This is a genomic window from Burkholderia sp. AU27893 (assembly GCF_002223205.1).
Lineage (GTDB): Bacteria > Pseudomonadota > Gammaproteobacteria > Burkholderiales > Burkholderiaceae > Burkholderia.
This window is the reverse complement of record NZ_NKFD01000004.1, coordinates 1,698,397-1,717,583: the sequence shown is the minus strand read 5'-3', so window position 1 is coordinate 1,717,583 and position 19,187 is coordinate 1,698,397. Positions and strand designations below refer to the sequence as shown.

At 66.3% G+C, this 19,187-nt stretch carries 15 protein-coding genes; 10 read left to right on the top strand and 5 right to left on the bottom strand.

Annotation, left to right across the window (positions count from 1 at the left end; all coding sequences use genetic code 11):
* Positions 1-451: 451 nt before the first annotated feature.
* Positions 452-1,627, bottom strand: a complete 1,176-nt coding sequence (locus CFB47_RS27490) for an acyltransferase (protein ID WP_089457858.1) — start codon at positions 1,625-1,627, stop codon at positions 452-454.
* Between the two features lie 217 nt (positions 1,628-1,844).
* Here CFB47_RS27490 and CFB47_RS41300 point away from each other — a divergent pair, with 217 nt between their 5' ends.
* Both CFB47_RS41300 and galU read left to right on the top strand, forming a co-directional pair.
* Entirely contained in the window at positions 1,845-1,988 is a 144-nt protein-coding gene (locus tag CFB47_RS41300; protein WP_006479318.1) for a hypothetical protein, read from the top strand.
* Positions 1,989-2,218: 230 nt separating this feature from the next.
* Positions 2,219-3,106 carry a UTP--glucose-1-phosphate uridylyltransferase GalU gene (galU, locus tag CFB47_RS27485; protein ID WP_011548079.1) on the top strand — a complete coding sequence of 296 codons (888 nt, stop codon included), beginning with the start codon at positions 2,219-2,221 and terminating at the stop codon, positions 3,104-3,106.
* Positions 3,107-3,501: 395 nt separating this feature from the next.
* Here the strand turns inward: galU and CFB47_RS27480 are convergent, their stop codons facing one another.
* On the bottom strand, positions 3,502-4,620 hold the full coding sequence (locus CFB47_RS27480) for an acyltransferase (protein ID WP_089457859.1): 1,119 nt from the start codon (positions 4,618-4,620) through the stop codon (positions 3,502-3,504).
* 257 nt (positions 4,621-4,877) lie between these two features.
* On the opposite strand from CFB47_RS27480, the gene CFB47_RS27470 reads away from it, so the two are divergent.
* Together CFB47_RS27470 and CFB47_RS27465 are read left to right on the top strand one after the other, a co-directional pair.
* Positions 4,878-5,327, top strand: a complete 450-nt coding sequence (locus CFB47_RS27470) for an HU family DNA-binding protein (RefSeq protein ID WP_011355701.1) — start codon at positions 4,878-4,880, stop codon at positions 5,325-5,327.
* Between the two features lie 278 nt (positions 5,328-5,605).
* Positions 5,606-6,397, top strand: a complete 792-nt coding sequence (locus CFB47_RS27465) for an AadA family aminoglycoside 3''-O-nucleotidyltransferase (protein WP_089457860.1) — start codon at positions 5,606-5,608, stop codon at positions 6,395-6,397.
* 151 nt (positions 6,398-6,548) lie between these two features.
* On the opposite strand, the gene CFB47_RS27460 is transcribed toward CFB47_RS27465, so the two are convergent.
* From CFB47_RS27460 to CFB47_RS27450, 3 genes are all read right to left on the bottom strand, one after another.
* Positions 6,549-7,022 carry a VOC family protein gene (locus tag CFB47_RS27460; RefSeq protein ID WP_089462902.1) on the bottom strand — a complete coding sequence of 158 codons (474 nt, stop codon included), beginning with the start codon at positions 7,020-7,022 and terminating at the stop codon, positions 6,549-6,551.
* 385 nt (positions 7,023-7,407) lie between these two features.
* Positions 7,408-8,565, bottom strand: coding sequence for a porin (locus CFB47_RS27455; RefSeq protein ID WP_089457862.1), 1,158 nt, complete (start codon positions 8,563-8,565; stop codon positions 7,408-7,410).
* A 403-nt stretch (positions 8,566-8,968) separates the two neighbouring features.
* Entirely contained in the window at positions 8,969-9,916 is a 948-nt protein-coding gene (locus CFB47_RS27450) for a YihY/virulence factor BrkB family protein (RefSeq protein ID WP_089457863.1), read from the bottom strand.
* 142 nt (positions 9,917-10,058) lie between these two features.
* On the opposite strand from CFB47_RS27450, the gene fdnG reads away from it, so the two are divergent.
* The 6 genes from fdnG (at position 10,059) to selB (ending at position 19,159) form a co-directional block, all read left to right on the top strand.
* Positions 10,059-13,130 (top strand): formate dehydrogenase-N subunit alpha, encoded by a 3,072-nt coding sequence (gene fdnG, locus CFB47_RS27445; RefSeq protein WP_089462901.1) that lies wholly within the window; start codon positions 10,059-10,061, stop codon positions 13,128-13,130.
* 10 nt (positions 13,131-13,140) lie between these two features.
* A complete protein-coding gene (gene fdxH / locus CFB47_RS27440; protein WP_089457866.1) occupies positions 13,141-14,055 on the top strand; it encodes a formate dehydrogenase subunit beta in 915 nt (304 codons plus the stop codon).
* Complete coding sequence (locus CFB47_RS27435; protein WP_011355693.1) at positions 14,052-14,678, top strand: formate dehydrogenase subunit gamma; 627 nt, start codon at positions 14,052-14,054, stop codon at positions 14,676-14,678. Before fdxH ends, CFB47_RS27435 begins: the two co-directional genes overlap by 4 nt.
* A 107-nt stretch (positions 14,679-14,785) precedes the next feature.
* Entirely contained in the window at positions 14,786-15,721 is a 936-nt protein-coding gene (gene fdhE, locus CFB47_RS27430; RefSeq protein WP_179250128.1) for a formate dehydrogenase accessory protein FdhE, read from the top strand.
* 76 nt (positions 15,722-15,797) lie between these two features.
* Entirely contained in the window at positions 15,798-17,237 is a 1,440-nt protein-coding gene (selA, locus tag CFB47_RS27425) for an L-seryl-tRNA(Sec) selenium transferase (RefSeq protein WP_089462900.1), read from the top strand.
* A complete protein-coding gene (gene selB / locus CFB47_RS27420; RefSeq protein ID WP_089463567.1) occupies positions 17,234-19,159 on the top strand; it encodes a selenocysteine-specific translation elongation factor in 1,926 nt (641 codons plus the stop codon). Before selA ends, selB begins: the two co-directional genes overlap by 4 nt.
* Positions 19,160-19,187 lie beyond the last annotated feature (28 nt).

Sequence of the window (19,187 nt, the reverse complement as noted above, 5' to 3'; positions counted from 1 at the left end):
GGAAACGGGCCCTCATGCGGCGGTGTGCTGCGTGGGGGCTTTGTTTTTCAGCGCCGGGGGCCTTTGTCGGGCGGGTGATGGGTTGTTGTGCGCTGCGCGGGGCGTGCTTGGCCGATTGTTGAGTGGGAGGGCGCGGTTGGTGACGCGAGAAGGCGACGCCAATGGTGGCGTCAGAGGAAGACTTCAGAAGATGACGCCAGAAGATGACGCCAGAAGATGACGCCAGAAGATGACGCCAGAAGATGACGCCAGAAGATGACGCCAGAAGACCGCGCCCAGGCAGTCCCGGTGGCGAAAGGCGGTCGAGGGCGGCTCCTGCGGGCCGTGGCGCGGCCCGACGCCCGAAGGCTACCCACCCCCGCCAACCCGGCATGCCGGCGCGCTCAGGCCATGAAAAAGCCCCCGCGCGGCGCAGCGCCGTGCGAGGGCTCGGGAAAGCGCTCCGGCCGGATCAAACGGCCCGTTCAGGCGCCGGCGTAACGACCCGAGCGGGGCGAGCCGGCTTGAAGCTGGCCGACCACGTCATCGCGGGCCGTTCGAACATCCGGTAGAACACATACGCGACCGGGATCGCGGCGGCCATGAACGCGAACGACGGCCAGATCGACAGCTGCAGCTCGGAATGGAACAGCACCGAGCCGAGACAGACGAACAGCGGCAGGTGGATCAGGTACAGCGAGTAGCTGAAGTCGCCGAACCAGCTCAGCACGCGCAGCGGCGGCGTCGGGCGTGGCGGACGGGCGAGCGCGCGGTACAGGAAGCACGCGAAGCCGGCCGACCACAGCTGGAACGCGCCGTACTGGCCGAAATGGAATGCGCCGCAGCCGGCGGCCAGCAGCACGGCGGCCGCGCCGTACCACGCACGCGACGGCACGGCGGCCGCGCCGCGGGCCGGCTGCGCGCGCACGTCGGCGATCCACGCGCCGATCGTCCAGGACAGCCAGTACGACGTGAAGAACTGCAGGTCGTGCCGTTCGAGCAGCCACGCCGACGCGACGTTGACGAGCGCGACCGCGGCCACGACCGCCGGCATGCCGATGCGCCGGCGGATCGCGAACAGCAGCGGGTAGATCGCGTAGAACTGCACTTCGAGCGACAGCGTCCACAGCGCGCCGTTCGACCCGTACGTGTAGCCGGCGACGCCCTGCAGCGAGAACAGGTTCACGAGGAACGCGACGAGGCCGACATCGCGGATCTTGTGGCTGACGGGCTCGATCTGCAGGCTGACCGAGTCGAGTGCGAACGTAAACAGCAGCGCGGCGAGCAGCACGGGGTAGATGCGCGCGAACCGGCGCACCCAGAAGTTCGGCGCGTCGAGCCGGTAGGCGGGATCGGCCGCGAGCTTGAGCGCCGCGTTGCGATGGATGCAGTAGCCGCTGATCACGAAGAAGATCGGCACGCCGGCGGAGCCCCACGCGAACGGGAAGGTCAGGTAGCCGGCGATCGCGCTCGGGGTGAGCGCATGGCCGTAAGCGTGATGGAAGCTTTGCATGCCGACCCAGACGACCTGGCGGCAGTGGAAATAGGCGACGAGCAGCGCCGCGAAGCCGCGCATCGCGTCGATCACGTGTTCCTTGTGATCGGCGACGGGCGGCGCGGCCAGAGACGATCCGCTGAAAGCTTGCATGCGATTCGATTCCTTGCGACGGATGGACGGGAAGTTTCATCCAATCGTAATGCGCAAGAATTCGATCAATGAATAAAAAAATCTCGCCGTGAAATATCGGAATTCCACATCATGGTTTTATCGCGTTCAGAAAGCGGCTCCGCGACGCGGGTCAATTATTTACCGATTTTTTTCTGATAGTTTGAAGCTCCAGTTGATTGATGCAAGGAGCGGCAAGATGGACATGCATTGGATCGCGAGCGCTGCAGTACTGCTGGTCATGGCCGTGCTGTCGGCGTACCGTGAGGCGCTGAAGAACGAACCGATTCGCCCGGGTCTCGAACGGGGCGGCGTGCCCTATATCGAGGAATTCGAATCGTAAGAATTTGTATCTGGAAAATCGGTAATTTGTTTCTGCCTCGGCACTCGGTCCGGCAATATCGACCGGGTTGAAAGGATTATATTTTTTCCGGAATCATTGGGCAATCAGTCCATATCGAAAATGAGCGGAGTCGAATTGGCCGTACCGTCGATTCTCGATATGCCGTTCGGAACACAATCGCGCCGGGTCGCGGGTCGACGCGGCGCAGTCAACGCAATCAGGATGCGAACATGTTGAAAGTCACCAAGGCCGTGTTCCCCGTCGCCGGTCTCGGCACGCGGTTCCTCCCGGCAACGAAGGCGAGCCCGAAGGAAATGTTGCCCGTCGTCGACAAGCCGCTGATCCAGTACGCGGTCGAGGAAGCGATCAACGCCGGTATCACCGAGATGATCTTCGTCACCGGTCGCAGCAAGCGCGCGATCGAGGATCACTTCGACAAGTCCTACGAGATCGAGGCCGAACTCGAGGCGCGCGGCAAGGAAAAGCTGCTCGAACTGGTGCGCGGCATCAAGCCGAGCCACGTGAACTGCTTCTACGTGCGCCAGCCGGAAGCGCTCGGCCTCGGCCACGCGGTGCTGTGTGCGGAGAAGCTGGTGCACGGCGAGCCGTTCGCGGTGATTCTCGCCGACGACCTGCTGCACGGCGAACAGCCGGTGCTCAAGCAGCTCGTCGACGTGTTCGACCACTATCACAGCTCGGTGATCGGGGTCGAGACGATCCCGCGCGAGGACAGCCGTTCGTACGGCGTCGTCGAAGGCCGCGAATGGGAAGAGGACATCATCAAGCTGTCGGGCATCATCGAGAAGCCGGCGCCGGAAGATGCGCCGTCGAATCTCGGCGTGGTCGGCCGCTACGTGTTCATGCCGACGATCTTCGATCACCTGCGCAAGCTCAAGCCGGGCGCCGGCGGCGAACTGCAGCTGACCGATGCGGTCCAGTCGCTGCTCGCGAACGAGCAGGTGCTCGCGTATCGCTACTACGGCACGCGCTTCGACTGCGGCAGCAAGATCGGCTATCTCAAGGCCACCGTCGAGCTCGCGCTCCAGCATCCGGAAGTGAGCCGCGAATTCGAGGCCTACCTGCGTACCTGCTTGCCCGCGCTGGCTGCTGTCGCCTAAGCAGTCGCGCGCTCCGTTGTTTCAGGTGGTGGTTGTTCCGTTGGCCCCGGCCGCTCGCGCGCCGGGGCTTTTTTGCGTGTGCGGGTGGCACCAGTGCACGATCGCCGTGCGAGCCGCCGGGGTGCGTGTCGTGGCGGATCGGCTTCAGGATCGGGGTTGCGTGCGGAGTGGGGCGCGCCGACGAGCGCGGACGTCACGGCTGAAACCGGTGCCGCGACGGGCGCTCGGATGACAGGATCGGCGGTTCGATTGCGCGATGCGCATCGACGTTCGTGACTGCATCGGTTTTGCCGGCGCCGGTCGATGACGCGACGGCTCGAGTGTTGAGCGTCAGCGCCGGGGTGTGGCATGAAGCACCGCTTCCTCGCTCGACCGTTGCCGTGTTCGTGCCGTATTCAACGCGCCGACGTGCTCGGCCGTGCGACGAAATACCGGGCCAGCATCGCGGCGACCGGCTTCTTGAAATCGAGCAGCCGCTTTTCGAGATAGCGCCAGGACAGGTGCGCGAGCAGCACGGCGAGCGCGAACTGCAGCAGTTCGGGTAGCGTGTCGCGGACGATTTCCGGGATGGTCACGTGCGCGACGTGCGCGGGCAGCACGCCGAAGCGCGCCGGAATGAGGTTGTGGAACAGGTAGAAGCCGTAGCTGATCGTGCCGAGATAGGCGAGCGGCGCCCAGTCGAGCAGCGCCACGACCGGATGCCCGGGTTCGCTGACGATCCACAGCAGCAGCGCGCCGAGCGACGCGGACAGGCCGAGATCCGCGAGCCCCGCGATCGCGTCGGGCAGCGGCGTGCAGGCCGGCAGCACGAGAAAGAACACGACGCCGGCCGCGCCGAGCCAGCCGGGCGGAACGCGGCGCACGGCGGCCGCGCCGCGATCGGCGAGCGCCATCGCGCCGACGCCGCCGAGCGCGATCAGCGCGAAATTCCACGGCGAAAACGCATAGATCAGCACCGGCGACGCGTCGCACAGGTAGAGCGCGAGATGCGCGAGCGCGCACAGTACGATGGCCGCGATGCCGAGCGCGACGTGTCGCGCGGCGGGCACCGCGAGCAGCGCGAGCGGTGCGATCAGATAGAACTGCTGTTCAACCGCGAGGCTCCAGAAGTGCGACGTGGAGCCCGGCCAGCCGTCCTTGACTGCGCCGATCCAGTAATTCGACAGGAACACCGCGTGCCACGCGAGCCCGAGATTGACGCCGCGCTGGTAGAACAGCGCGTGCGCGATCGCGAGCGCGGCGAGCAGCAGGTAATAGACGGGAAAGATCCGCAGCGCGCGTTTCGCGAGGAACAGCGCGAGCGCATGGCGGCGCGTCATGGTGCCGCGCTCGACCGCCTGGCGGTTGCGATGCAGCTCGCCGACGATCAGGAATCCGCTGATGAGGAAAAACGTCCACACGCCAAGCTTGCCGACGTCGACGGCAAGGACGTGGCCCTTGTGGGACAGGAAAACGAGGATGACGGCGAGGGCTCGCAGGCCGTCGAGTCCTTTGACGTATCTGGCTTCGCGCATGGAGGCATCCGGGCATTGAGCGAGCCCAGTATAGGTGCGCAAATATCGAACGTAATTCGCATTCGGGTGCCTACGTGAAGGCGTTTTTTGATGCTGGAGCGTCGATGAAATCGGTCGCATGCAAAAAAACCTGCGGGAAACCCCGCGAAAACGCATAAAAGTACTGCACGAAGCGTCAAGGCGCTTGTAGAATCCGGCGTTGAAGCGCGCGCGTTGCACGCTTCGTGTATCCAACGACCACACCTGGTAGGAGAAACATGGCGACTTCCGCAAAAAAGGTGGCCAAGAAGGCTGCCGCACCGGCCACCAAGAAAGTGGCTGCCAAAAAGGCTGCGCCCGCGAAGAAAGTAGTAGCCAAGAAGGTTGTCGCGAAGGCGGCACCGGCTGCTCCGACGCCGCTGAAGGACAAGTTCACGAAGGCATCGCTCGCAACGCACATCGCTGAGCGCGCAGCTGTCGAAGTGAAGGCTGTCAAGGCAGTGCTCGTCGCACTCGAGAACGTCGTGCTGGGCTCGGTTCACAAGAAGGGCGCGGGCGAGTTCACGCTGCCGGGTCTGCTGAAGATCACGGCGCAAGTCGTGCCGGCGAAGAAGAAGCGCTTCGGCAAGGATCCGTTCACGGGCGAAGAGCGTTGGTTCCCGGCGAAGCCGGCCAGCGTGCGCGTGAAGGCACGTGCGCTGAAGAAGCTGAAGGACGCAGCAGCGTAATGCTGCGCAGTGGCTGCCGAATGCATGTCGGCAGCCACTGCGATGTCCGACGATCCCCGCACGCGAAAGCGTGCGGGGATTTTTATTGCGCTGCGCAAATCGCGCGGCAGCGAAGCGGCGAAATGGCGGAAGGTCCGGTTCGACGCGTGACGCACGACGGAAGACGTGTCGCGCACGCGCGATGACGAGCGGCAATCCTCTGCGTGCTTGCAGCCGATCCGCCGCTGCCTGTCGCGCGCGTTGTGCCGGTTGCGTGCGCATCGCGAGGCACACGCATCGTGACTGAATGCATTCCGGACGAAATCGCAGCCCAGGTCACCGCCGCGTGCGACACGATCGAGCGGCATCTCGGCGCGACGCTCACGGCAATCCACCTGTTCGGATCGGCGCTCGACGGCGGACTGAAGCCGCGCAGTGACGTCGACCTGCTGGTGACGGTGTCGGCCCGGCCGGACGAATCGACGCGGCACGCACTGATGCTCGACCTGCTGGCCGTGTCGGCGCCGCCGGGGCGCGCCGGCGGCATGCGCGCACTGGAAGCGACCGTCGTCGCGCACGATGCGGTCGTGCCGTGGCGTCATCCGGCGCGTCGTGAATTGCAGTTCGGCGAGTGGCTGCGTCACGAGCTCGAGGCCGGCATCGTCGAACCGGCGCGCGTCGATCACGATCTGGCGATCCTGTTGACGAAGGTGCGGCAGCACAGTGTCGTGCTGGTTGGCGTGCCGGCGGCGGCGCTTTTCGAGCAAGTGCCCGCACGGGATTTTGTCGCCGCGCTGCTGTCGACCGTTGCGCAGTGGAATGCCGAACCGGACTGGCGCGGCGACGCGTGCAACGTGGTGCTCGCGCTCGCGCGCATCTGGTACAGCGCCGCGACCGGCAGGATCGCGCCGAAGGACGTCGCGGCGACATGGGTTCTGGAACGCCTGCCGCAAGCCTACCGGCCGGTTGTCGCGGCGGCGCGTGCCGCCTATCTCGGCGGCGAGGAAGACGCGGCGATCCTGTCGGGCGAACCCGTTGCCGCATTCATCGGCTACGCGCGGCGAACGGTCGAATCGATGCTGTCGACGTAGCGGTGGATGCCGCGCGCGTGCCCGGCTTGAGAGCGACGCCGATGAAGATCATCGGCACTGGCGCGGCAGTCGCACGCGCATGCGGTCGAGCCGGATGCCTGTCGGCAACCCGGCGCGTCATCGCGCATGCGCCCTGCGACGTGCTGCTCCGTCAGCCCGCCGTGCCGGCGTAGGCGGCTTTCAGCGCGGCGTCGTCGAGCTTGATCATCTGCATCATCGCGGCGGCCACGCGCGTGGCCTTGACGGTGTCCCGGTCGGACACCATCGGGATCAGCGTGTCCGGAACGATCTGCCACGACACGCCGTAGCGGTCTCTCAGCCAGCCGCAGGCGTCGGCCGTGCCGCCGTTGTCGAGCAGGGCATGCCAGTAGCGGTCGAGTTCCGCCTGGTCGGCGCAGCTGACCAGCAGCGAAATTGAATGGTTGAACGCATCGGTGCGCGGGTGGCTCATCGCGAAGAACGGTTGCCCGAACAGTTCGAACTCGACCATCCGCGTGCCGTCGGTGCCGGGCACCGTCGTGACGCGCACGATGCGCGAATTCGGGAAGATGCCCGCGTAGAAGGCGGCGGCTTCTTCTGCTTCCGCCGCGTACCAGAGGAAAGGCGTGATCTTCTGAATCGTCATGGCGTATCTCCTGTGAATGGGGCGATGCGCGAACCGCGTGCCGCCATCGAGACGACGGATGACGATTGCCGAAATCGACACGCGTCGGCACATGGCGATCGCACCGGACGCGCGGTGCCGGCAGTGCGGATGGTAGTCGCTCGGCGGACGGATGGCGACCGGTGCGGCGCTTCGCAAACGGTGTTCCCGGCGCTTGGCAGCCGCCAGGCGCCGCTGCCGGCCGGCGGGCGTGGGTCGGGGCGCGGGTTGCGGTTCCCGGCCCGTGCGGGCGCTGCGGGCACGCGGGAGACGGACGAAAAAAAACCAGCCGCGGCCGAAACCGGGACTGGCTTTCCAGGTCGGCGGCAAGGCGTCGGAGACGCCATGCACGCCGGAAACGTACTTCTTAGAACTTGTGACGCAGGCCGAGTGCGACCAGCTCTTGGGACTTCGTGCCGGCGATGCCGTACGAGCCAACCGAAGCTTGCGCTGCCGACGTCGTGCCGTCCGCGTTGAGTTGCGTGCCGCTCGCGTGCTGGTAAGCGCCGACCAGGTAGATGTCCGTGCGCTTCGACAGCGAGTAGTCGCCGCCCAGCGAAACCTGATGGTACTTGGCGTTCGTGTTGCCGCTCGCCTTCGTGTACGAGTAGCCGAGGCCCAGCAGCAGCGGCGGCGTGACCTGATACGTCACGAACCCGCGGCCCGTGTTGTATTTTTCGGTCGAACCGAAGCCCGACGATGCGTCCGGCTTGTACTGTGCATTGCTGTAACCGAGGCCGAACGTCACCGGGCCGAATGCGTACTGGCCTGCCACTTGTGCGATGCCGATCGACTTCGCCGACACGTAACCCGCGTTGATCGGACCGTCGACGATATTGTCCGACGTCGTCGAACCCCAGCCTGCGCGCGCGCCGGCTGCCGGCGTCGGGTTGTTCGCGTAGAAGTAGCCAGCAGCAACGCCGACCGGGCCGTTGTTGTAAGCGGCCGCGACCGACCACGTTTGGCCGGCGCCCGTCTTGCCAGCGACGCCGCCGAGGGCGTACATGCCTTCGACCTGGAAGCCGGCGAACACCGGCGACGTGTACTTGATTGCGTTGCTGACGCGCAGGCTGTTGTCGTTGTTGTCGACGTCGCCCGGCGTGGCGAACACGCTGCCGAAGTAGTTGTCAGCCGTCACGCCCTGGACCAGGTCGACGATCGGATCGTATTGGCGGCCGAGCGTCAGCGTGCCGTACTGATCGCTTTGCAGGCCGACGAAGGCCTGGCGACCGAACATCCGCTTGCCTTGGCCCAGTGCGCCCGACGTCGAGTCGAAACCGTTTTCCAACTGGAAGATCGCCTTCAGGCCGCCACCGAGGTCTTCTGCGCCCTTGAGGCCGAAGCGGCTGCCTTGCAGGTTGCCGCTACCCATCGACCACGCATTGTTACCTTGACCGTCGTTACCGTGAACATAGGTGATCGACGTGTCGATCACGCCGTACAGCGTCACGCTCGACTGGGCCTGTGCGGCACCAGCGGCGCCCAGCAGGGCGAGCGAGAGGGTCGAGAGAGCAAGTTTCTTCATCGTTGAATATCTCCACGCAAGTGATTCATCGTTATTTGTTGCGGATTGGAGAATAGCTCAGTGCCATCGACGCAAGAAAGCTTAAAAAATAAAGTGTCTCGAAAAGGTAACAGCGAGAAAAAGTCTATATATATCAAGCACATTAACGACTGTTTCTGTTTTTGAAAAAGTTGACAATTGCTGCGATGCGATTGTTTCGCTGGTTGATGCGTATCGTGGCAGGAAGCCCGTTTCGGCCCGTCCGCGCACGGAAATCGAAGCATGCAAACGTTTGCGATTGCGGCAAAGAATGCGCGGGCGTGCAAAGAACGTGTCAACGCCGCGCGAATGCGCGGCGGGCAGCGGGGTTGCAAAGCGGCGGACGGGTGTGCGGGGCGTGCGGCGGTGCGGCGAAAGCGTTGGGTCAGTCGTCGCGCCTGCCGTCGGCGGGTCGATCGATGGCGCGATCGGCTTGAGCAGTAACGGCCGGTGTGGTGGTCGCGGCGGGCCGATGCGCGTTGCCGCGGGCGGCCGCGAATTCCGCGCCGAGCAGCAGCACGATCGCGGAGAAGTACAGCCACATCAGCAGGACCGCGAACGATCCGGCCGCGCCGAATGCACTCGCGGTGCCGGCGTGCGCGAGGTACAGCGCGAACAGCTTCTTGCCGCCGGAGAACAGGATCGCGGACACGATGCCGCCGATCGCGGCGTCGCGCCATGCGACGCGCGCATCGGGCAGGAACTTCATCAGCGCGGCGAACGCGCCCGCGAGCACGGCGATCCCGACGAAGAACTGCACGAGGTTCGTGACGATCACGTACGGCGAATTGCCCAGCAGCCAGGTGCCGACGAACGTGATCGCGGTGTCGAGCACGAGCGACACGATCAGCAGGAACGCGACGCCGAGCACGAGCCCGAACGAGATCAGCCGCACGCGCACGAGCCCGAGCATGCTCGACCAGCGGTTCTCGGTGGCCGGCCAGATCACGCTGAGCGCGGCGCTGAGCGACGCGAAGGTGGCCGACGCGCCGATCGCGAGCGCGGCGAACGAGATCAGGGTGGCCAGGCCGCCGCGCTCGCCCGCGCGGTGCGCGTTCTGCACGATCGTCTGGATGCTGGCCGCCGCGTCGTCGCCGATCAGCTGGTGGGCCTGTTCGAACACCTGGCCGCGCGCGGCATCGTCGCCGTAGAACCAGCCGGCCACGGCAATCACCATCACGAGCATCGGCGCGAGCGAGAACGCGGAGAAAAAGGCGATGCCCGCGGCCATCGCGGAGCAGCGGTCGGACGAGAAGCGCTTGAACGCGGTGAGGGCCCAGTTGGCCTGTTCTTGCGCGAGACGGGTGGCTTCGGAGGTGATCTGTCGTTTCATGACGGTTCGGGTGCGCGCGGAACGCGGATCATCGTTGGTAATCAGACAATTCAGTATTGATCCGAAGATTCGAACATAGTTGCGCGAACTGTCTATAATTCCTTTCAGTTTCCTCACCCCCACAATAACGCCGAGACCAGCCATGCTACAAATGTCCCGGCGCCAGTTCCTGAAGGTGACGGCTACGTCGCTTGCCGGATCGAGTCTAGCCCTGATGGGCTTCTCTCCGTCCGAAGCGCTCGCCGAAGTCCGACAGTACAAGCTGGCGCGCACAGTCGAAACGCGCAACACCTGTCCCTACTGTTCAGTGGGTTGCGGCATCCTCATGTACAGCCTCGGAGACGGCGCGAAGAACGCCCAGCCGAGCATCATCCATATCGAAGGCGATCCCGACCATCCCGTCAATCGCGGCACGCTGTGCCCGAAGGGCGCGAGCCTGATCGACTTCATCCACAGCCCGAACCGCCTGACGCACCCCGAGTATCGTGCGCCCGGCTCGGACAAGTGGGAACCGATTTCGTGGAATGACGCGCTCGACCGCATCGCGAAGCTGATGAAGGCCGACCGCGACGCGAACTTCGTCGAGACGGCGGAAGACGGCTCCAAGGTCAACCGCTGGCTGACCACCGGCATGCTGGCCGCGTCGGCGGGCAGCAACGAAGTCGGCTACCTGACGCACAAGACCATCCGCAGTCTCGGGATGCTCGCATTCGACAATCAGGCGCGTGTCTGACATGGCCCGACGGTGGCAGGTCTTGCCCCGACGTTTGGCCGTGGAGCGATGACGAACCATTGGGTCGACATCAAGAACGCGGACGTGATTCTCGTGATGGGCGGCAATGCAGCCGAGGCCCATCCGTGCGGTTTCAAGTGGGTAACGGAGGCGAAGGCGCACCGCAAGGCGCGGCTGATCGTCGTCGACCCGCGCTTCACGCGTACGGCCTCGGTGGCCGACTACTACGCGCCGATCCGCACCGGCACCGACATCGTCTTCCTGGGCGGCGTCATCAACTATCTGCTGACGAACGACAAGATCCAGCATGAGTACGTGAAGAACTACACGGACTTCTCGTTCATCGTGCGCGAGGATTTCGCGTTCAACGACGGCATCTATTCCGGCTATGACGCCGAGAAGCACGCGTACCCGGACAAATCGAGCTGGGACTACGAGCGCGGCGACGACGGCTTCGTGAAGGTCGATCCGACGCTGCAGCATCCGCGCTGTGTTTACAACCTGCTGAAGCAGCACTACGCGCGCTATACGCCGGACATGGTCCAGCAGACGTGCGGCACGCCGAAGGAGAAATTCCTGAAGGTGTGCGAGATGCTCGCGACCACGGCCGTTCCCGGCCGCGCCGGCACGGTGCTGTACGCGCTCGGCTGGACGCACCACTCGATCGGCGCGCAGATCATCCGCACCGGTGCGATGGTGCAGTTGCTGCTCGGCAACATCGGCATCGCGGGCGGCGGGATGAACGCGCTGCGCGGCCACTCGAACATCCAGGGGTTGACCGACCTCGGGCTGATGTCGAACCTGCTGCCGGGCTACATGACGCTGCCGATGCAGGCCGAGCAGGATTTCGACGGCTACATCAAGAAGCGCGTGCAGTTGCCGCTGCGGCCGAACCAGTTGAGCTACTGGAAGAACTACAAGGCCTTCCACGTGAGCTTCATGAAGTCCTGGTGGGGCGATGCGGCGACCGCCGAGAACAACTGGGGCTACGACTACCTGCCGAAGCTGGACAAGCAGTACGACCTGCTGCAGGTGATCGAGCTGATGAATGCCGGCAAGATGAACGGCTACATCTGCCAGGGCTTCAACCCGCTTGCGGCGTCGCCGTCGAAGGTGAAGACGGCGGCCGGGCTCGCGAAGCTGAAGTGGCTCGTGATCATGGACCCGCTCGCCACCGAAACCTCCGAGTTCTGGAAGCATCACGGCGACTACAACGACGTCGATTCGTCGAAGATCCAGACCGAGGTGTTCCGTCTGCCGACCACGTGCTTCGCGGAGGAAAACGGTTCGCTCGTGAGTTCGAGCCGCGTGCTGCAATGGCACTGGAAGGGCGCGGAGCCGCCGGGCGAGGCGAAGAGCGACCTCGAGATCATGTCGGGGCTGTTCCTGCGCATGCGCAAGATGTACCAGACGGACGGCGGCAAGTATCCGGATCCGATCGTCAACCTGACCTGGCCGTACGCGAACCCGGAAAGCCCGACGCCCGAAGAGCTGGCGATGGAGTTCAACGGCAAGGCACTCGCCGACCTGCCCGATCCGAAGGATCCGACCAAGGTGCTCGTGAAGAAGGGCGAGCAGCTGGCCGCGTTCGCGCAGTTGAAGGACGACGGCACGACCGCGAGCGGCTGCTGGATCTTCTGCGGTGCCTGGACGCAGGCGGGCAACCAGATGGGGCGGCGCGACAACGCCGACCCGACCGGCATCGGCCAGACGCTGAACTGGGCGTGGGCGTGGCCGGCGAACCGGCGGATCCTGTACAACCGCGCGTCGTGCGACGTTGCCGGCAAGCCGTTCGACCCGACCCGCAAGCTGATCGGCTGGAACGGCAGCGCGTGGAAGGGGGCCGACATTCCCGACTTCAAGGCGGACGAAGCGCCCGAGAACGGGATGGGGCCGTTCATCATGAACCCGGAAGGTGTCGCACGCTTCTTCGCCCGGGCGGGGATGAACGAAGGGCCGTTCCCCGAGCACTACGAGCCGTTCGAGACGCCGCTCGACGCGAACCCGCTGCACCCGAACAACCCGCAGGCGCTGAACAACCCGGCTGCCCGCGTGTTCCCGGACGACCGCGCGTCGTTCGGCAAGGTGGCGGAGTTCCCGCACGTGGCGACGACGTACCGGCTCACCGAGCACTTCCACTACTGGACCAAGCATGCGCGGCTGAACTCGATCATCCAGCCCGAGCAATTCGTCGAGATCGGCGAAGACCTCGCGAAGGAAGTCGGCGTCGCGCATGGCGAGCGCGTGAAGGTGTCGTCCAAGCGCGGCTACATCATCGCGGTCGCCCTCGTCACGAAGCGGATCAAGCCGCTGACGGTCGACGGCAAGAAGGTCCAGACGGTCGGCGTCCCGTTGCACTGGGGCTTCAAGGGTCTGACGAAGCCCGGCTATCTCGCCAATACCCTGACTCCGTCCGTGGGTGACGGCAACTCCTATACACCGGAATTCAAGTCGTTCCTGGTGAAGGTCGAAAAGGCGTAAGGGGAAAGAGATGGCATTGCAATCGCTGGATATCAAGCGCGTCTCGGCCACCACGACGCCACCGCCCACGGTGCGCGAACCGGTGACCGGGAGTGTCGCCAAGCTGATCGACGTATCGAAGTGCATCGGCTGCAAGGCATGCCAGACGGCATGCATGGAGTGGAACGACCTGCGTGACGAGGTCGGCACCAACGTCGGCGTGTACGACAACCCGGCCGACCTGACCGAGCATTCGTGGACGGTCATGCGGTTCTCCGAATACGAGAACCCGGCCGGCGACCTCGAGTGGCTGATCCGCAAGGACGGCTGCATGCACTGCGAGGATCCGGGCTGCCTGAAGGCGTGTCCGTCGCCGGGCGCGATCGTGCAGTACAACAACGGGATCGTCGATTTCCACGAGGAGAACTGCATCGGTTGCGGCTATTGCGTGACCGGCTGCCCGTTCAACGTTCCGCGGATCTCGAAGAAGGATCATCGCGCATACAAGTGCACGCTCTGTTCCGACCGCGTCGCGGTCGGCCAGGAACCGGCCTGCGTGAAGACCTGCCCGACGGGCGCGATCGTGTTCGGCACCAAGGAGGACATGAAGCAGCACGCGGCCGAGCGGATCGAGGACCTGAAGGAGCGCGGCTTCGAGCATGCGGGGCTGTACGACCCGCAGGGCGTCGGCGGCACGCACGTGATGTACGTGCTGCACCACGCGGACAAGCCGTCGCTGTACCACGGGCTGCCCGACAACCCGTCGATCAGCCCGATGGTGAAGCTGTGGAAGGGCATCGCGAAACCGCTCGCGGTGGCCGGCCTCGCGCTGACCGCGCTTGCCGGGTTCTTCCACTACGTCCGGGTCGGTCCGAACGAGGTGAGCGACGACGAGGAACAGGCCGCGCGCGACGAGGCGCGACGCATCAAGGAGGACGCGAAATGAATCACGACGACCCCAACCTGATCGTCCGCTACTCGGCGAACGAGCGCACGAACCACTGGATCACCGCGATCACGTTCGTGCTGCTCGCGCTGTCCGGGCTCGCGCTGTTTCATCCGTCGATGTTCTGGCTGACCGCGCTGTTCGGCGGCGGCCAGTGGACGCGGATCCTGCATCCGTTCGTCGGCCTCGTGATGTTCGTGTCGTTTGCGATCCTGGTGGTGCGCTTCTGGCACCACAACGCGCTCGACGCGGACGATCGCCAGTGGCTCAAGCAGATCGGCGACGTGCTGACCAACCAGGAAGACAAGCTGCCGCCCGTCGGGCGCTATAACGCCGGGCAGAAGCTGCTATTCTTTACGTTGGTCGCGTGCCTGCTGCTGCTCCTGCTGTCGGGAGTCGTGATCTGGCGGCGCTACTTCTCGTTCTACTTCCCGATCGGGGTGATCCGCGCGGCCGCTGTCGTGCATGCCGTGGCGGCCTTCGTGCTGATCGCGAGCATCATCGTGCACATTTACGCGGCGTTGTGGGTGAAGGGCTCGATCGGCGCGATGGTGCGCGGCACCGTCACGCTGGGCTGGGCTCGCAAGCATCACCCGAAGTGGTTCCGTGAAAGCGTGAAATAACGCACCGGAGCGGGGCGGCTCGCCGATCGCGGCGGGCTGCTCCGTCAGCCGTCGGAACCGCCTGAAGCGCCGACCTGTCGGCGCTTGTTTATTTGGAAGATATATTTGTGACACAACGCATCCTCGAACCGACCGAGATCTCGACCCTCGATCATTCGGCCATCCCGCGCTTTCGCCTGCCGGAGCGCGCCACCGCGTTCTCGGCGCGCGCCGCGCGGCTGCGCAAGCTGGCCGACCTGAACCCGATCAGCGGCTACCTGCGGCTGATGGCCACCGTCGCCGATGCGCAGCACGCGACGCTGCAAACGCTCGAACTGCCGCTGCCGTCGAAGGAAGCGATCGCGCGTGCGCAGGAGCATTCGATGCCGCTCGTGCCGGCGCTCGACGGCGAGCGCGATCCGCGCTGGCGGGCCGTGCTGTACGAACTGCTCGACCGCGTCGAAGGCGCCGGGCTCGTCAACCCGCAGCTCGCGAAGCTGCTCGACCGGCTGCGCCTGATGGCGCCCGCCGAACTGGACGCGCAAGCCGACGCGATCCTCGCGCTGCGTTTCGCCGAAGTCGACCCGGCTACCGCGCCGTTCCTGATGGCCGCGCTGCAGGTCGTGTGGACGGACCTCGCCAGCCGGGTTCCGCCGGCCGACGTCCCGTATCTCGACCAGCCGGGGCTGTGCCCCGTGTGCGGCACGCATCCGGTCGCGAGCGTCGTGCGGGTCGGCGGCCAGTACCAGGGCTACCGTTTCCTGCAATGCGGGCTGTGCACGACCGAGTGGCACATGGTGCGCACGAAGTGCTCGCACTGCGATTCGACCAAAGGCATCGCGTATCACGGGATCGAGGGCGGCAGCGAAGCCGTCAAGGCCGAATCGTGCGACGAGTGCAAGACCTATCGCAAGATCGGCTATCAGGACAAGGACTACGAGTTCGAGCCGCTGGCGGACGATCTCGCGAGTCTCACGCTCGACCTGCTGATGAACGAAGCCGGCTACCAGCGCAGTTCACCGAACCCGCTGCTGTGGCCGGACGTTTCGCGGGACGCGAATTGACGGCACGGGCCGGAGGGACGGTGCGCGAGCACCGGCGCCGGCCCGCTGCGAAGCATGAGACTGGAGCCTCAACGACGTGACCGAACCGGGTGTGAATGAACTGAATGCGGTACTGGCGCGCGTGCCGTCCGTCGAACGCGTGCTGTCGTCGGCGCCGCTGCAACCGCTCGTCGCGGAGTACGGCCGCACGCGCGTGCTGAACGCCGTGCGTGCCGAACTCGAACGCTGGCGTACCGCCGCGCAACACGATCCGGCGGCGGCCGAGCCGCTCGACGAGCCGCGCATCGCCGCGGCCGTCGCGCGCACGCTGGCCGCGCAGAGCGCGGGCGCGGTGCGCGCCGTGTTCAACCTGACCGGCACCGTGCTGCACACGAATCTCGGGCGCGCACTGTTGCCCGACGACGCGGTCCGCGCGGTGGTCGACGTGCTGACGCGGCCGGTCAACCTCGAATTCGACCTCGCCACGGGCCGCCGCGGCGATCGCGACGACCTGATCGACGATCTGCTGTGCGAACTGACGGGCGCGGAGGCTGCGACCGTCGTCAACAACAATGCGGCGGCCGTGCTGCTGGCGCTGTCGGCACTGGCGACGAAACGGGAAGTCGTGGTGTCGCGCGGCGAGCTGGTCGAGATCGGCGGCGCATTCCGCATTCCCGACATCATGAGCCGCGCGGGGGCCAAGCTGCGCGAGGTCGGCACCACCAACCGCACCCATCTGCGCGACTACGCGGAAGCCATCGGCCCGCGTACCGCGCTGCTGATGAAGGTGCATTGCAGCAACTACGCGATCAGCGGCTTCACGAAGGAGGCGACGCTCGCCGAACTCGCGCCGCTCGCGCGCGAGCACGGGCTGCCGGTGGCCGTCGATCTCGGCAGCGGCACGCTCGCCGACCTGTCGCAGTGGGGCTTGCCGCACGAGACGACCGTGCAGGAAACCGTCGCTGCCGGCGCAAACGTTGTCACGTTCAGCGGCGACAAGCTGCTCGGCGGGCCGCAGGCCGGCCTGATCGTCGGCGATCGCGCGCTGATCGCGAAGATCAAGAAACATCCGCTCAAGCGCGCGCTGCGCGTCGGCAAGCTGACGCTCGCGGCGCTCGAGCCGGTGCTGCGCCTCTACCAGTCGCCCGAGTTCCTGCGTGACCGGCTCACCACGCTGCGGCTGCTGACGCGCCCGCAGCGCGAGATCGCCGAGGCCGCCGAGCGCGTGCGTCCGGCGCTGCAGGCCGCGCTCGGCAGCGGTTTCGACGTGACGGTCGAGCCGATGTTCAGCCAGATCGGCAGCGGCGCGCTGCCGGTCGACCAGTTGCCGAGCGCCGGGCTCGTCGTGCGCACGGCGGACGGCAAGCGCGGCGGCCGTGCCCTGGCGCAGCTCGAGAAACGGCTGCGCGAATGGCCGCGCCCGGTGATCGGCCGCGTCGCCGACAATGCACTGCGGCTCGACCTGCGCTGCCTCGAAGCCGCCGACGAGGCGGTGTTCGTCGCGCAATGCGTGCCGCCCGCGGGGCCCGCTGCATGATCGTCGGTACCGCGGGACACATCGACCACGGCAAGACGACGCTGGTGCGCGCGCTGACGGGCGTCGACACCGATCGCCTGAAGGAAGAGAAGGCGCGCGGCATCTCGATCGAGCTCGGTTACGCGTATACGCCGCTCGACAACGGCGACGTGCTCGGCCTGATCGACGTGCCGGGCCACGAGAAGCTGATTCATACGATGGCGGCCGGCGCGTGCGGGATCGACTTCGCGCTGCTGGTGATTGCCGCCGACGACGGCGTGATGCCGCAGACGCGCGAGCATCTCGCGATCCTGCAGCTGCTCGGCGTCACGCATGGCGCCGTCGCGCTGACGAAGTGCGATCGCGTCGACGCCGCGCGCGTGGCCGACGTGCGCGACGAGATCGTCACGTGGCTGAACGACTCGACGCTGGCCGGCGTGCCGATTTTCGAGACGCGTGCGACGGCTGCGGACGATCCGGGTGTCGCCGCGTTGAAGCGTTATCTGGCGGACGCGGCGATCGCGTGGCGTGCGCGCCGCGACGACGGGCTGTTCCGGCTCGCGGTCGATCGCGTTTTCACGCTCGCGGGGCAGGGTACCGTCGTGACGGGCACCGCGTTCGCGGGCCGCGTCGCGACCGGCGACACGCTCGCGATCGTGCGCACGGGCGGCGCGGCCCGCGTGCGCAGTATCCATGCGCAGAACCGGCCGGTCGAGGCCGGCCGCGCAGGCGAGCGTTGCGCGCTGAATCTGGCCGGAGTCGACAAGGCCGAGGTCGAGCGAGGCGACACCGTCGCCGATGCGCGGCTCGTCGCGACGTCGCCGCGTCTCGACGTCGAGCTGACGCTGCTCGCGGATGCGGGGCTCACGCTGGCGCACTGGGCGCCGCTGCACGTGCATCTCGGCACGCTGCATCGCGTCGCGCATGTCGCGCTGCTCGACGGCGATACGCTCGCGGCCGGCCAGCGGATGCGCGTGCAGCTGGTATTCGACGAGCCGGTGTTTGCGCTGCCGGGCGACCGCTTCATCGTCCGCAATCCGCAGGCGACGCGCACGGTCGGCGGCGGCTGCGTGCTCGATCCGTTCGGGCCGGCGCGCAAGCGTCGTACGCCTGCGCGCCGCGCATGGCTCGACGCGCTGGCCGAATGGCTCGACGCAGGCCGCCTCGATGCGCTGCTCGCGCAGGCGCCGCTCGGCATCCCGCGCGCGATGCTCACGCATCTGACGGGTTTCGCGCCGAATGCGCTGGCGTTGCCGGAAGACGCGCTGGCGATCGGGCAGCGCGACGCCGCGTCGAACGAAGGCGCGGTGATTGCCCAGGCGCACTGGCGCGCGCTGCAGACGCGGGCAATCGATACGCTGCGCGCGTATCACGAGCGCATGCCGGACGAGCAGGGGCTCGACGCCGCGCGGTTGCGGCGGATGGCCGCGCCGCTCGCCGGCGATACGCTGTGGCGCGCGCTCGTCGATGCGCTGGTGGCCGGCGGCGAAGTCGCGCGAAGCGGGCCGTGGCTGCATCTGCCGTCGCATGCGGTGAGCCTCGAGCCGCGCGAGGAGGCGCTGGCGCAGCAGCTGCTGCCGCTGATTCACGCGGGGCGCTTCGATCCGCCGTGGGTGCGCGACCTGGCCCGTGACACGGGCGCGGCTGAAGACGCGGTGCGCGCGTTGTTGCGCAAGCTCGCGCGGCGCGGCGACGTGCACCAGATCGTGCGCGACCTGTTCTACCACGCGAGCGTGGTGCGCGAGCTGGCGGAACTGGTCGCGCATCTCGTGCCGTCGCGCGACGGCGGGCTCGATGCCGCGACGTTCCGCGATGCGACGGGGCTCGGCCGCAAGCGCGCGATCCAGATTCTCGAGTTCTTCGACCGGGTTGGGTATACTCGCTTTCACCGCGATCTTCACCTCCTGCGGCCTGACAGCGGTTGGGCGGGTATTCAGGCGTAGGCGCTCGTTGTTCTTTGGGTTCTTGTCC

Bases quoted from the DNA above. Each gene is read 5' to 3' on its own strand.
- CFB47_RS27490 (WP_089457858.1), bottom strand. From the start codon at position 1,627: ATGCAAGCTTTCAGCGGATCGTCTCTGGCCGCGCCGCCCGTCGCCGAT.
- CFB47_RS41300 (WP_006479318.1), top strand. From the start codon at position 1,845: ATGGACATGCATTGGATCGCGAGCGCTGCAGTACTGCTGGTCATGGCC.
- galU (WP_011548079.1), top strand. From the start codon at position 2,219: ATGTTGAAAGTCACCAAGGCCGTGTTCCCCGTCGCCGGTCTCGGCACG.
- CFB47_RS27480 (WP_089457859.1), bottom strand. From the start codon at position 4,620: ATGCGCGAAGCCAGATACGTCAAAGGACTCGACGGCCTGCGAGCCCTC.
- CFB47_RS27470 (WP_011355701.1), top strand. From the start codon at position 4,878: ATGGCGACTTCCGCAAAAAAGGTGGCCAAGAAGGCTGCCGCACCGGCC.
- CFB47_RS27460 (WP_089462902.1), bottom strand. From the start codon at position 7,022: ATGACGATTCAGAAGATCACGCCTTTCCTCTGGTACGCGGCGGAAGCA.
- CFB47_RS27455 (WP_089457862.1), bottom strand. From the start codon at position 8,565: ATGAAGAAACTTGCTCTCTCGACCCTCTCGCTCGCCCTGCTGGGCGCC.
- CFB47_RS27450 (WP_089457863.1), bottom strand. From the start codon at position 9,916: ATGAAACGACAGATCACCTCCGAAGCCACCCGTCTCGCGCAAGAACAG.
- fdxH (WP_089457866.1), top strand. From the start codon at position 13,141: ATGGCATTGCAATCGCTGGATATCAAGCGCGTCTCGGCCACCACGACG.
- CFB47_RS27435 (WP_011355693.1), top strand. From the start codon at position 14,052: ATGAATCACGACGACCCCAACCTGATCGTCCGCTACTCGGCGAACGAG.
- selB (WP_089463567.1), top strand. From the start codon at position 17,234: ATGATCGTCGGTACCGCGGGACACATCGACCACGGCAAGACGACGCTG.